The sequence below is a fragment of the Enterococcus sp. HMSC078F03 genome (assembly GCF_001811595.1).
Lineage (GTDB): Bacteria > Bacillota > Bacilli > Lactobacillales > Enterococcaceae > Enterococcus > Enterococcus faecalis.
In genome coordinates, this window is record NZ_KV805593.1 from 1 (window position 1) to 14,137 (window position 14,137).

Here is a 14,137-nt window from a genome sequence, read left to right on the forward strand (position 1 = left end):
CTTTACTATCTTACTACTTTACTATCTTACTACTAAAAATAAAAATTGCTTTATTTTAAATAATGTTTTGGTATTCTTAAAAAAAGAACGCTTACTAAATAAATTAATAGATACATTTTTAACTAAGAAAAGAGGGATCTTATATGAACAACTTCAAATTTTTTAATGTAAACCGTATTTACAATGAACTATTCTATCAATTCCCAAAAGTACTTATTGCTAGCGATAAATACAAAAAAATGTCAGATTCTACAAAAATTGCATACATGCTTTTAAAAGCACGTCTGGAATTTGCTGTTCAAAGAAATCAAGTAGATGAAAATGGAAATGTCTATTTTACATTTACTATTAGTGAATTAGGAGAAGTGCTTGATTGCGGTAAACAGAAAGTATTAGCTATAAAATCACAATTAGAAGAATACGGATTGCTTTATCAAAAACAAATGGGTTTTAATAAAACACTAGGTAAGAACAATCCTAATAGACTTTATCTAGCGGAACTTGAAGTAACAGAAAATGATATTTATCAATTGCAAACATTTGATGATACTATGCAAGAAAACGTTGATAAATCAGAGGGTATGAAAATCATACCCACCCCCCAAAGAAAAACAAACGCTGAATCCCTTGGTAATCAAGAGGGTATGAAAATCATACCCTGCCAAAACATTGATAAATCAGAGGGTATGAAAATCAGTACAGTATTTAATAATCTAAATACAGATACAATAGATACAATAGATACTGAAAAAGAACGATTGCAACAACAATTATTGCTCGATCAATTTTCAGAAGTTCAAGAGCATACATTTCTTAACAAAGATAGCTTAAAATTTATTGCAACCTTTTCTGATACTATTCAAGAAGCACATGAAATGGTTGGATCAATTATACGTGCTAAAACTAAAGTTGAAAAAGAATACAATGTTGTTTTAATTGGGGAAGATTATCAAGAAGAAATAGACAAATGTTTGCGTCGTGTGATGCATAAAATCAAGACAGATTCTACTGTAAAAAGTCCAAAAGGCCTATTCTACAAGTCGTTTTATAATTTATTTGTTGAATGTGCACTAGAGAAAAAAAGTCAATTGAACAAGAAAAGTAATTCTAACACTCCAGGAGTAATCACTCATAACTGGGTTGAAAATCAATAAAGTAGCTGTTTAGTATGAATTTAAATTTATGGAGGAAAATTATATGTCTTTTGAATCTGAAAATAAAAACGTAGAGAAAATAGTTGTGTCTAATAAAACGTATTATCTTGTTGGGACAAGTCACATTTCAGAGAATAGTGTTAAACTTGTTAAAGAGGTAATTGAAAGAGTTCAACCAGATACTGTTAGTATTGAGCTAGATAAAAAAAGATATGAAAAATACACTAACTCTAACCAATGGGGAAATACAGATATAATAAAAATTATTAAAGAAAAAAAATTAGTTGTTCTAATTTCCAATATTGTCTACAGTGCATATCAAAAAAAATTAGCAAATACTAAAGGAACTACTCAAGCTGGTGAATTAATTCAGGCAGTTAAAAGTGCTAAGGAAATAGGAGCAAACATTCAATTAATCGATCGTGATATCCAAGTTACTTTTAAAAGAATGTGGCGTCATTTAAGCTTTTTGGAAAAGCCAAAACTTTTTATGACATTTTTTACTGAATTTGATGATATTGAACAAGATAAATTAGAAGAATATTTAGAGTCTGATAGTTTTGACAAAGTATTTATTTCGTTTGGCCCATTTACTATTTATTGGTATGCCGTTTTCATAGTGTTTGGGATCATAATCGGATATTTTGTTGCTAATAGAAGAGCAAAGCGTGCGGCATTGCCTGAGGATACAATTGTTGACCTGTTGTTATATGGATTGCCAGTTTCTATTATATCGGCCAGATTATACTATGTCCTTTTTGAATTACCTTTGTACATTGATGATCCTTTAAGTATCTTTAAAATTTGGGAAGGTGGTCTAGCAATACATGGTGGATTAATTGGTGCTGTATTGACAGGGGTTATTTATTGCAAGAAGAAACATCTTTCTTTTTGGAATGTTGCTGACGTAGTTGCTCCCAGTATAGTAATTGGACAAATCATTGGACGATGGGGAAATTTTCTGTTTATGACTCAAAAGATAATGCAGCTGGTAAATATTCCTATGACGAAAAAAACAAAAAAATAACTTTTGATGTAAGTGGTAGAGGAACCTTTATTATGGAAAAAGTTGAATATAAAGATGGAAAAATAAATGGGGAAATCAATGATAGAGAAACGGTCTTTGTAAAAGAAAAATAGAATAAAGAGGTGATACTTTGAACAAAAAATCACTGGTAAAAGCAGTCTTACTATTTTTAGTAGGCTGTTTTTTTGTGTTTACACAAACTACAGCGGTTAATGCCGCACCTAAACCTGATGAAAATAAAGTTATTGTTACAGAGCCAACTACTAATGTAGATACAATTTATGATACTTACAAAGATAATGCTTTTGAATTAATGACAAAAGAAAAAGAAAAAGATAAACCCTGGAGCACAGGTATTAGTGAGGCAGTCGTGAACGCTTCTGCAGCAGTCAAAACATTCGTATGGGCTGGGGTAAAAGGACTCGGAGAATTTAATGCAGTTATGGTAAAAACACTATTTAGTATGGATATTATAACTGCTATTAAGCAACCGATTATGAACCTAACGTCTAGCATAGCAACTAATATGTTGGGCATTGCGGGAACGATTGGTATTGCCTTTGTCTTTGTTATTTTAGGTGTAAAATTTATTGGACAACAACGATACAAACGGTTTTTTGGTATTTTTTTAATGACGATTCTTATTTTTACAGGTCTTTCCGTCCTAAAAGATGCCAACACGTCCAATTCTTTGTTTGATATGATGTTTAGTGTAGATAAAGAAGTTGAGACTGCATTTGTGAATATTAATCCGGTCTTAGGTGATGTTAGTGTACCAATGACAGAGAAAGGAAAAGATAAGAACGGAAATGAAGTAGAGCAAAAATTATCTGCAGATCAACGAGCAAAAAGTGCAGGAAATTTAATTGCTTCACGTGTTTTTTACACCAATGTGTATGAACCTTACTTGCTCATGAACTATGGAACAAGTGATGTTAATAAAATCCGTAAGAAAACAGTAAAGTATAAAGATAAAGAATATGATCGAATCAACTTATTGTTAGACAACGATATGAATAGCGAAGAAAATAATAAGTTAATGGAAGAAGTTGTAAATTACGAAAGTAAAGACTTAAAAAACCGTTCAATTATGTATTATAACAACTGGACCAATACTTTTTATGGCTTGTTTTATCTGGTAGTTAACTTCATTCAAACAGTGGTGTATTTCCTGTTAAGTTTCTTACGATTAATTATTGCGGTCATTCAATTGTTCCTATTGCCGTTGTTACCGTTATTGTTGTTCGCAGGACTCTTTTTAACTGAAACGAACGTCTTTGCGAATTACTTTAAAACCTTTGGCATGACTATTTTTATGAAGGGAATGGTTGGTTTTGCGACTATTTTCTTTGCAAGTTTCTTATCACTAGGGTTTCAATTAAGCAATCAGACAGAAAACGTGTGGCAGAAGATATTAACGATACTTATTTATCTTCTTACACCGCTTGGCTTGTATGTCTTCCGGAAATTCTTTGCTAATCTTGTCACGGGACGTGTTTCACTTTCTGATGGTGTCGGGTTTATCGGAAATCCTTTTGGCACAGAAGCTAATATGCGTAGAGCGGCAAAAGAACAAAAGCAAGAGAATAAGGAGCGCAGGAAACAGGCACAAGAAGAGCGTAAAGCAGCTATTAAAAAACGTCAAGAAGAAGCAAGGAAACATGGTAAAGCAGAAACTGGCTTAAAACAACGGCCATTAAATAAAGAACAAGAAAAACGTAGTGCACTACGCCGTGAATTGAAGCCAAGACCTCAACATAAAGCGCCAAATGCTATCGAAAAAGCACAAGAAGGATTAAGACAAGCGCACGAAAAAGGACGTATGCAAGAACAGAAATCTGAAGAACAACTCAAACGGCAGCAACATGAATCAGCTCGTCAAAAAGAATATGAAAAAGATCGCTTGAAAAAACAGGAATCACTCAAAAAAATTAATGATCAAAGCGACGAATCAACTAATTTAACAGCTTTAAGAAATCAAAATCGGCGTACTGGACAGCGAAGTAAAAAACGCGAAACAGGTCATCAAACACTTATGAAACGACAAGGAGAAAAAGTGCTTCAACCAACAAATAAACCAAAAGATATGAAAAAACAAGTGGTTGCTCGTAGTCCAAGACGAACAGGACAACCAACGACTCGTCAAAATATCCAACCAAAAGTAGCGGCCCAAACGGTCAAACGGAGTGGTGGAACTTTGGGAAGTAATCCTGCCTATCGACGTCCAGAAGTACGTAAAAAAATGGATCAAGTGAAGCAAGTAACGCAAGTTGATGTACCTCAAACGCATTCTACACCACAACGTGTACAACCCAAGGTAAATGAGCTAATCACACGTATGAATAGACATAATACGCCAATAATTAAGAAAGAAAAGAGAACTAAACAATCACCAGTTGTTCGCAGAGAACGCAAGAAACCTGGTACACAGAAGATAACAAACAAACCTAAAGGAGTGAGACAACCTCGTGCAAGGAAATAATTTGTTTAACAATGGCTTGCTACAACCAAAGAAACCGCCAATAGGGCAAGAACAACAAAAAATGACTCGCTACCACCAACTCCGACTAGTCTTTGGATTAGTCGGAGTTCTTTTATATCCTTTTGCGATTTTAGGCAGTATTCCATTACTAATTGGTCTAGCGGTTGATAAAAAAGACAAGGCTGCAAACGTATTTGATATGGATTATGAGAGTTTTTTGAAACGAAATAGTATTGTCTTTCTTAGTTTTTCAGCTGTGTTATTTGTAATAAATGTCTTTGCATTTATCCTCTGGATTCCCAGAGGGTATCTGTCTGCGTATCTTCTTTTCCCCTTAAATCTTCTTCATACAGCACTGCGTTTTAATTGGGAGACAATAGTCGCTTTACTTATTGGGTCAAGTGGAATGGGAGCCATTTTTTTGGCATTTTCTTCATTTGTGGCAAAACGAAAAGTGATTTCAAAGGAAGACGAACGGAAGAAAATAACCGAATCAAAAGCCTACAAAGACCGAGAAAAAAATAAATTTGAAGAGTCGCAACGCTTCACAGATGAACAAGAAGAAGCGTATGAAGAAGCAGTAGAAACGGTTGATATTGACAAGTATAAAGAACTATCCAATCAATTATTGCTTGGTACAAGTGAGTTCGGGTTGCCGTATATCATCAACTTTTCAGAGTTCAATCAGCATGTTCTTGTTCCCGCAACGACAGGTTCAGGGAAAACAACGTTACTTCAATTACTTGTCCAACACGCAGTCAAATTTAATTTTCCGGTGATATTGATTGATGGAAAAGGCGCTCGAGATACATTAGAAAGTATGCGAGAAATTGCCAAATTTTATGACAAAGAAGTGCATGCTTTTACGGATGATGGCGATATGAGATACAACCCAGTAGAGCATGGAAATGACATATCTATTCGGGATAAGTTAGTGTCTTTAGCCGAAACAGAAAGTGTCTTTTATTCAGGCGCAGCGAAAGCTCTTTTGCAAGTAACAATTCAATTGTTAGACGAGTTTAAAGGAGCCAAGGTTACTTTATCTGGAGACACTCGTACGACAGAAACCGTTGAACGAAGTCTACCATTTGTTCAACGATTTTTACTTCCGAGAAATGTTTTACACTTATTTGCGGATGCGATTTTACCAAACAATCCCAAACTATTTGAGATTGAAGTAGAAAAGAAAATACAAAAACCTAAGAAAAAATCAGTGAAAGAAGGAAGCGAGATACTGCCTGATTCAGACCTTGATAAAGAAGAAAAAGAGGAAGATTCACAAATTAAGAACAGTAAATTTAGAAACATTTCCCAACTAGGAATAGCACAAAAAGAAACGGAAACGATTGTCCTTAATCCAGAAACATTAGATTTAGACTCGTACTATTTATTACTAAAACGAAACCTAAGATATTTGCCAACAGACAAAGAAACAGGAGAAAATATCAAACAAAAATTGTTCGAACGATTATTTATTCGTTATGAACATAAAGATTCACCGTTTTATTTGTATGCCACATCAGAAGCATTACAGACAAACATTAACATGCTATTAGACAGTGAGTTAGGAAAATTATTTGATACTAAAAACGCAAAAAATGTTCTCGATGTGCAAGAAATTGTCAATCAACGAAAGTTAGTTTACGTATCGTTCAATGGATTGATTTACAAAGAATATATCCGCACTTTAGCGCAAATGTTAGTCGGAGACGTAAATTATTTTGCTTCTGAAATGTATCGAAAAAATGTTAAACGTGAAGTCCTTGTGATTTTTGATGAACCTGCTTCTTATCTAAATGAAACGTTTATTGATATGGTAAATAAAGGTAGAGGTGCAGGTGTTTACGGTATTTTCACCCCTCAAACGATGGCAGATATTGCAAAATTAGGCGATAAATTAATGGAACAACTTGTCGGAAATGTGAATACTTTGTTCATTGGAAAGACCAACGAAAAAGGTGAAGCCGAGTATTGGAGTGAAACAATGGGAACGTATCAAGACATTGATGTAACTTCAGTTACGGAACAAGAAGATGGTTATTCAGATGTTGGAAAATCTGATTGGTCAGGAGATAGAGGAACCAAACGTAATGTAGATCGCTTCAAAATTAGTCCAAACAAGATAAAAGAATTGCGTACAGGGGAGTTTATTATTTATCGTACAGCAGAAAATGTAAACCTCCCACCACAAAAAGTTTATGTGCGAAACGCACTCGAATGGTTACAAAAAAGTAATTCAAAATAGATTAATATAGTGTGTCAAATTTTGGAAACATCATGGAAATACTTAGGAAAACCACTGGAAAGTGTGTGGAATTATAAATTGTAGTGGCGTGTCCTCGGCGCTTGGTATAAAAGGCTTTCTCCGCCTGCAAAATTCCTGACCATTTTCGCTCAACGTGGGTTAAAACCCCCATTAAGCGAAAATGGTCAGGAATTTTGCAACTACGAAAAAAATACCAAGCGCCGAGGACAAACAGAATAGAGTAAAAAATAGAATGAGTAAGGTGATAGAAGTAATAAAAAATAAAGAAAAAAGTTCAAAAGATAAAGTTCAAAAGATTAACAACTACCCCTTGCGATAGACGCCCCTTCACCAAACCTTGAAGGGACTATCGCCCAAAACAACAACCTCCTAAATCCTCCACCAAAACTTGGAGGACTTAAAAGCTGAAAAAGAATTTCTACACGTTGTTCCGAAACTCTTTTTCAATGAAACAAATAGGCTTTTCCTATTTGTACATTTTATAGAAATGCGGTGATACTTTGAAACCATTACTTTACAATTACTTTATTGATTATTCAAAAGAAGATAAGATACACTTGATTCTTTTGTGTTTACTACATGAATTGAGAGTTGTATCGGTAAAACAACTTATTGACTTTTGTCAATTTGATAATATGGCAAAAAAAAGTAGTGTATACGGTAATCTAAAAAAACTGAAGGAAAAAAATCTAGTGGAATGTTCCCAAATTGGATCAACAAAATTTTATTACCTAACAAAAGAAGGGCATAATTACATTGGTGGGTACTACACCTTGCCAAAAGTTCCTGAATACAATTTACAACACCACTTACAAATTAATGATTATCTGATAAAAATGTTGGAACTTTGTAATAACCACCCGCACCTCAAAGCGGTAGTATCAGAGCGTCGCAAAGTATATGAAGTAAAGGACGAGAAGAAAAATCAAAAAGGCGTAAAATACTTTGTTCCTGACTTCATTTTTATGTTTTTGGATAGTATTGGACGAGAAGTAGAGTGGCAATTTGAAATAGAATTAACACTAAAGACAAAACGACGTTATAGTCAGGGTGTGTTTCCAAAATACATTAAACATTTAAAAAATTATGAAGATGCACGCTTAATTTATGTAACACCTAGTTCAATCATTAAAGAAGAACTTGATATGTTTAAAGAATATTTTATTGACAAAGAAGGGGACGAGTATAAAGAAGTGTTTGATCGATTGCATGTTTTTTCAGCTGAAGAATTTGAAAGTGAACTGAAACGATTACTAGAAAAAGATAAATTCATTAATTGGGAGTGAGTTTCATGAGAAGAATAGAGAAAGAATTCAACAAGAAGCTAGCCAGTTACGAAAGAGAGTTAAAAAAATTAGGATTTCTGGATGATGAAACAGGACTTATTCCCATAAGCAAAAGACGATGGCATGTCATTTGGTGGCAACCTGTTACACTTGCAAAAACAATCGTGAGATCTTTTCGATTAACGCTAGATAATGAAAATTTATGTATTTTAGGAGATGTAGAAATCACTATTTATCATGATGGAACATATGGTATTTCTAAAGAAGCTGTCCCAATTTTTATTAATGACTTATTGTCTTTAAAAAAGTTAATTACTATTTTCTATGGAACACCTTTTAACTTAAATTTTGAAAAAATTCGCTGCGTTAATTTTAACAGGTATTGTGTCACTATTCCTGAAATTTATGTCGAGAAATTTGAAGTATTAATAAACTACTTGATAATTTTAAGTAGCTGCTTACATGAAGTAAAAAAGCACGTAGAATATGATTAGCAAGCTTTTCTTCTTTCAGAAGAACACCAATAGATTGGTTGAGTTCGCATACGCTCACCTAAGAGAGGAAAAGAACGAAGTCAAGCTTCGTTCTTTTTTCTACGTCGGAGAACCGACGTAGTGATTCAGACGCAAAAACCATGCGTCTGAATCAGGCCCGTTTTTAGGAAGGGCTAGTGTGTTTGATTTATCAGTTCTCACAGCCGTGTAATTTCTAAGATTCCCTAATCGTCTATCAGTCACTCGGCGAGTATAACCTAAAACATAACCTGTCGGAGGTCAAGGGCAAGTGGCATCGGCAAGCCGACCCTTGTCCTCCGACAGAACATGTTTTCTAGTCGGTTATGCCGAACGACCGATATACGAAAAGGGAATCTAACCAGAATTTCCTCTCTGATCTTTGAAAACTGAAAAGCGAAATCAAACAAACAGGCCTTCGTCTAAAAACGAGCCTAATCAAACCTTAGGGGTTGCACCCCTAACACCCGGCGCCTCACTCCCTCAACCGAAAAGGTTGGTTGGAAAGGCGTTGACCAAAAAATAGCTATCTATTGGTTGTTTGAAAATAAAAATCGAAAGAAGGAAAGCAAAATGCTAACAACAAAAGAAAAAAACAGATTAAAAAAAATGGTAGAAGGAAACAAAACGTTTCATTATTCTTATGTCGATAGACTTAGACAAGATGTAAGATATTACGTTAATCAATGTGAATCAGCTGTTAAAGCTAGAGAAAGCATGGAAATCTTAGAATTTATCTACAGTCTATTTTCTGATAAAGAGTTACCAGCATGGTACACAGAAGCCGACCTTGAAAATGATAAAAAATCAATTGAAAAATTGGAACGCTGGGCAGCTTAGCTGCTCAGCAACAATCAGAAAGGGCGATTAACATGAAATTTATCAAAGATGTAACGACATTAGAAGAATTGAAACGCGTATATAAAAAGCTAGCTTTACAGTACCACCCAGACATGGGCGGTACTGATAAAGAAATGGCGCAAATAAATAACGAGTATGAAGCGTTGTTCGATAAGCTTAAAAATACACACAAAAATAAAGAAGGTGAGTACTACCAAAAAGAAACGACAGAAACACCGCAAGAATGGCAAGAAATCATACACAAGTTGTTAACGCTAAAAATGGAAAATGTTTCAATTGAAGTGATAGGCGCATTCTTATGGGTATCAGGGAACACCAAGCCTTATAAAGAAGAGTTAAAAGCTTTAAATATGAAATGGAGCAACAACAAAAAGTCCTGGTATTTAGCCCCCGATGGATATAAAAAACGCAGTAAGAAAAAATACAATATGAGCGATATTCGCAATATGTATGGTTCGCAGGTAGTGAAAGAAGAACAAGTCAAACAAAAGACATTAACAGCGTAAATAGGAATTGAATCACATTAGTAAAAAATTAGATTATACGTCCAAAGAGGTAAAACCTCTTTGGACGACCAAATAAAAAGAAAGAAGGAATCAAGAATGATTAAAACAAGTGCAGTAGGAAGATTAACAAAAAGTTCAGAACTAAGAGTAACGTCAACAGGGAAGGCCGTTGCCAATTTTGCATTAGCTTGCAAAAGAGAAAGACTTGATAAAGACGGGAATGCCCAAACGACTTTTATTCAATGTGTAATCTGGGGAAAACCTGCAGAAGTGTTAGCAAAATATACGCAAAAAGGTTCATTAATTGCAGTAAATGGTGAATTACAATCACGTTCTTATGATGATCAACAAGGACAAACGCATTATGTTACAGAATTAGTCGTAGCAGGCTTTGAATTTTTAGAATCAAAAGAAACTGTACAAAATAGAGAACAAAAACAACAAATGCCAGAAATAGCGAACGCCGAACCGTTTTATGGTATGGATGATATGGAACCGCCTGCTTATCATTAAAATTTATCTGAAGGAGGGAGAAAATGAAAAAGTTAATCGGTAAAAAGTGGCTGCTGCTTACAGCAGTAGCCACTTTTTTATTATCAGGATGCGCAATTCTTGAACAAAAAGCACAGGATAGTGTAAAAGAAGTTACTGAAAATGTTACTCAAACTATTTCAAACGATCAACGTATACCAGCTGATTTTGTTAGGCACGTGGATGGCGATACCACAGTATTAAAAATTGACGGAAAAGAACAAAAAGTTCGGTTTTTATTAATTGACACACCCGAGACTGTGAAACCGAAAACAAAAGTTCAGCCGTTCGGATTGGAAGCTAGCAAACGCACAAAAGAGCTTTTGTCTACTGCTTCAGAAATTATGTTTGAATATGATAAGGGCGATAAAACAGATCGTTACGGACGAGCGTTGGGCTACATATTCGTAGATGGAACATTACTACAAAAAACGCTTGTAAGTGAAGGATTAGCTCGTGTTGCCTATGTAAAAGAGCCTAACACTAAGTATTTGGCAGAACTAGAGCAAGCCCAAGAACAGGCTAAAAATGAGTCACTCGGAATCTGGAGCATACCAGGTTATGTGACACAACGGGGGTTTAGTAAATAAGAAATCGCTATGAATTATTGAAAGCTTTTGGCGAGAAATTATAACACAATATGTTGTCGATAACAACATATTGTGTTATAATTATATACATAAAGGAGGGGTAAAGGTGGCTACTACAAAAAAGAAACCTATACATGTAAATGTTGATGAAAATTTAAAAGAAGAAGCAGAACAATTATTTGATGATTTAGGGTTAAATATGACAAGTGCAATTACGATTTTCTTAAAACAGTCTATTAATGAGCAAGCAATTCCTTTTATGATTAATAAGGGAAACAAAGAGACTCTACAAGCATTAAAAGACATTAAAGAAGGAAATGTTCATGGTGGATTTTCTTCCGTGGAGGATTTAATGGAGGATTTAAATGCTTGAAATATTTTACACGAACCAATTCAAAAAAGACTTTAAGAAAGCAAAGAAACAAGGAAAGAATTTAGAGAAGTTAAAAGAAGTATTAGTACTTTTACAAGAACAGCAAACATTGCCGCCAAAGTATAAAGACCACGCACTAACAGGAAATTATATAGGTACAAGAGAGTGCCATATTGAACCAGATTGGTTACTGATTTATAAAATTGACGGTGATAAATTGATCCTAACTTTAGCTCGAATAGGCTCACATAGTGAATTATTTCGATGAATCGGAAAGATATTACAAATCAATAAAAAACACTACTAAACGACCAGACGAATAGTAGTGTTTTTTTGATTATTCGATTGTACTAGTAATTTTAACACAATAAAAAATAGTCATGCAAGACCAGGGCGCAACGATCTATACAGACGTGCGCCTTTTTTAGTTCGGGAAAAGGGAATGAATCCGTTGTTCCGCGGCGGTGCGGTAGCCCTTGCTCCAAAACCAACGGATTAACTGCTGCACTCAACGCGCGTCAATTAAACGTTCTATTCCCATTCGTGCCGACTGGGGAACGTTTCCTTTTCCTGCTCGTTCCTCGCTTAACGGAAAAGGACATTGACACGAGTTGTTCCTTGTGAGACCACAAGGAAGCGTTCCGCAGTGATTAACATTTCTAGTAGGCATTTCATACCTACTAGAAAACAAAGATCAAGGGCGTTCCGGTCAAAAATTCCTTTTCTGATGTCAGAACAGTGTCACGCGACCTTTTTCGTTTTCAGGCCGTTCATTTTGCAGTGTGTAACGTGCTGCTCACTGTTTGCTACAGTACCACAGCCAGTCGAAAAAACAAGGGTATATAAACGAGCAAGCTCGCCCTTGTTTTTTCTTTATGTCTATGGTCCTTCCACGGCACAGCGAGCGACACGAACACACTGGCGAAAATGAACAACCTAAACAAAAACGAAAAAGGGGGTAGACTACACCGTTTGACGAAAAGGAATTTTTGACCGTCCAGCTTCACTTCCTCAAACGCCTAACAAAAATGGTTGTTCAAAACCCAAAAACCTGAAAGGAGGTGGTTAAAATGAATGAGCCACAATTAAAACTTGACCTAGAAAAGGCACAACTGGAATACCAAAAATTAAGCCAAGCAATCAATGAAAATGATACTGTCACGCTGTTATTAAATTATGGTTGTTTAAAAAATGCCAATGACCGTTTAAACCAACTATCATTTTTATTGAACCATATTGAATGGAAGGACGTGTAAGAATGGCAGAAAAAAAGAAAAAATACTGTGTGACAATTGTTGAAACCTTAGAGGTAGCTGTATATGTTTACGCTGAAAGCGAAGAACAAGCACATGAATTAGTTTCTAACATGTATTACGACCAAGAAATAACCTTAACAGAAGATAATCACGAAACAACAGAATTTATCATTTAAAACAACGAAAGAGGTGAAAAAGATATTTTAGAGGTGTTGAGTTATTTCCACGAAAAAAGTAAAAAAAAGAAACCTTTTGCCACTAACAAAAGATTTCTAAAACGTTATGCATGTTTATAATGTAAAACAAGTATAACGTATCTCATGACCTTTGACAAGTGAATTTTCCAACCTCTTATGAATAAAAGGTTGGGCTAACAAAAGAAACGAGGGAACGTTATGGACTTTCAAAATATACAAACTGTAAAAGAATTGACACACGCGCTTAAACAATACAATCAGACTCTAGCAACCACTATTTTTGACGACACACAAGGTTATATCAGTGTAGCTTTTAGAAAAGAAAGCATTGAAAGAAACGGAAAAAACTTCCAGTTTTTGTGTTTCTATCCTAATTATAAAGTAGCCCTTTATCCAGTCGAGACGTTACTTTCTTACCTTGAAAAGCTACCAGAACAAGCCACCATTGCGATTAAAGACCCAGATGATAACTATTCGTCTCTTTATCTAACAATTGATGAAACGATAGATAAAGGAACTAAATACAAGTGGCTAGTAATTAGCGATAAACTTTCTTATGAGCGCTTTTTCCTAACAAGCACATTGACTGCACAAGAACAAGCACTTGAAAAAATGCTAAAAGAACTAGAAACCGAGCATGACAACACGGTCGAATATATCCACAATTGGCTATGCAAACAAAATGATGAATCTCTTTTTCAAGGTATTCTAAAGGAAGATAGAACCATAAAAGGCTCTGTCACGTATTGCATGGGAAAAGCCCAAGAACAAGCCGAAAAACGACCAAATGCTATGGTAATGGTCACAGACGAGGTGGCATTTAGTTGGATAAAGGAATATTTCATACTTGAAAAACTACCCGAAATGAAAGCAATCGGAAAGGTAGTGACGACTGCCAAAAAGAAACCGAGCAAAAAAGAAGAGTCTAAACCTCAAAGAAAAGAGGTGGACGAACAAGTAAAATTGTTCGAGTTGTAATGAGTATTGATAAAAAAATACAAAAACCATTAACCCCACCGAAAGCCTTTTTTGATTGGTGTACGTCACAAATACCTACGTATCAATGGAAAAACAAAAAGGAGACAATTCTTGCGAG

Annotated in this window: 14 protein-coding genes and 3 pseudogenes; all 17 read left to right on the plus strand. The window is 34.9% G+C overall.

What is annotated here, in order from left to right; genetic code table 11:
* Positions 1 to 143 precede the first annotated feature (143 nt).
* The gene (locus HMPREF2810_RS12350; protein WP_001058676.1) at positions 144 to 1,154 is read left to right on the plus strand and encodes a replication initiator protein A; all 1,011 of its coding nucleotides are present in this window, start codon (positions 144 to 146) and stop codon (positions 1,152 to 1,154) included.
* Positions 1,155 to 1,197: 43 nt separating this feature from the next.
* Positions 1,198 to 1,641, plus strand: a pseudogene (locus HMPREF2810_RS16265) (TraB/GumN family protein); the annotation flags it as partial.
* 30 nt (positions 1,642 to 1,671) lie between these two features.
* Positions 1,672 to 2,118, plus strand: a pseudogene (lgt, locus tag HMPREF2810_RS16270) (prolipoprotein diacylglyceryl transferase); the annotation flags it as partial.
* Positions 2,106 to 2,294 (plus strand): annotated as a pseudogene (locus HMPREF2810_RS16140) (hypothetical protein); the annotation flags it as partial. The pseudogenes lgt and HMPREF2810_RS16140, both read left to right, overlap by 13 nt.
* A gap of 17 nt (positions 2,295 to 2,311) precedes the next feature.
* The gene (locus HMPREF2810_RS12360; protein ID WP_048947234.1) at positions 2,312 to 4,663 is read left to right on the plus strand and encodes a CD3337/EF1877 family mobilome membrane protein; all 2,352 of its coding nucleotides are present in this window, start codon (positions 2,312 to 2,314) and stop codon (positions 4,661 to 4,663) included.
* Positions 4,650 to 6,908: a type IV secretory system conjugative DNA transfer family protein gene (locus HMPREF2810_RS12365; RefSeq protein ID WP_010715742.1), complete on the plus strand. Its 2,259-nt coding sequence runs from the start codon at positions 4,650 to 4,652 to the stop codon at positions 6,906 to 6,908. Before HMPREF2810_RS12360 ends, HMPREF2810_RS12365 begins: the two co-directional genes overlap by 14 nt.
* A gap of 521 nt (positions 6,909 to 7,429) precedes the next feature.
* Positions 7,430 to 8,215 (plus strand): replication-relaxation family protein, encoded by a 786-nt coding sequence (locus tag HMPREF2810_RS12375; protein ID WP_002385543.1) that lies wholly within the window; start codon positions 7,430 to 7,432, stop codon positions 8,213 to 8,215.
* 5 nt (positions 8,216 to 8,220) lie between these two features.
* Entirely contained in the window at positions 8,221 to 8,709 is a 489-nt protein-coding gene (locus HMPREF2810_RS12380) for a hypothetical protein (RefSeq protein WP_002385542.1), read from the plus strand.
* A gap of 591 nt (positions 8,710 to 9,300) precedes the next feature.
* Positions 9,301 to 9,567: a hypothetical protein gene (locus tag HMPREF2810_RS12385; protein WP_025187532.1), complete on the plus strand. Its 267-nt coding sequence runs from the start codon at positions 9,301 to 9,303 to the stop codon at positions 9,565 to 9,567.
* Between the two features lie 32 nt (positions 9,568 to 9,599).
* On the plus strand, positions 9,600 to 10,094 hold the full coding sequence (locus HMPREF2810_RS12390; RefSeq protein ID WP_002385540.1) for a DnaJ domain-containing protein: 495 nt from the start codon (positions 9,600 to 9,602) through the stop codon (positions 10,092 to 10,094).
* Positions 10,095 to 10,190: 96 nt separating this feature from the next.
* Positions 10,191 to 10,607: a single-stranded DNA-binding protein gene (locus tag HMPREF2810_RS12395; protein ID WP_010830229.1), complete on the plus strand. Its 417-nt coding sequence runs from the start codon at positions 10,191 to 10,193 to the stop codon at positions 10,605 to 10,607.
* 23 nt (positions 10,608 to 10,630) lie between these two features.
* Entirely contained in the window at positions 10,631 to 11,215 is a 585-nt protein-coding gene (locus HMPREF2810_RS12400; RefSeq protein ID WP_010830230.1) for a thermonuclease family protein, read from the plus strand.
* A 106-nt stretch (positions 11,216 to 11,321) separates the two neighbouring features.
* The gene (locus HMPREF2810_RS12405) at positions 11,322 to 11,588 is read left to right on the plus strand and encodes a type II toxin-antitoxin system RelB/DinJ family antitoxin (protein ID WP_002369771.1); all 267 of its coding nucleotides are present in this window, start codon (positions 11,322 to 11,324) and stop codon (positions 11,586 to 11,588) included.
* Positions 11,581 to 11,856 (plus strand): type II toxin-antitoxin system YafQ family toxin, encoded by a 276-nt coding sequence (locus HMPREF2810_RS12410; RefSeq protein ID WP_002360769.1) that lies wholly within the window; start codon positions 11,581 to 11,583, stop codon positions 11,854 to 11,856. Before HMPREF2810_RS12405 ends, HMPREF2810_RS12410 begins: the two co-directional genes overlap by 8 nt.
* An 802-nt stretch (positions 11,857 to 12,658) precedes the next feature.
* Positions 12,659 to 12,844 (plus strand): hypothetical protein, encoded by a 186-nt coding sequence (locus tag HMPREF2810_RS12415; protein WP_002365983.1) that lies wholly within the window; start codon positions 12,659 to 12,661, stop codon positions 12,842 to 12,844.
* Complete coding sequence (locus HMPREF2810_RS12420) at positions 12,829 to 13,020, plus strand: DpnD/PcfM family protein (protein ID WP_002385537.1); 192 nt, start codon at positions 12,829 to 12,831, stop codon at positions 13,018 to 13,020. Before HMPREF2810_RS12415 ends, HMPREF2810_RS12420 begins: the two co-directional genes overlap by 16 nt.
* 219 nt (positions 13,021 to 13,239) lie before the next feature.
* Entirely contained in the window at positions 13,240 to 14,019 is a 780-nt protein-coding gene (locus tag HMPREF2810_RS12425) for a Cas9 inhibitor AcrIIA9 family protein (RefSeq protein ID WP_002385536.1), read from the plus strand.
* Positions 14,020 to 14,137: the final 118 nt, after the last annotated feature.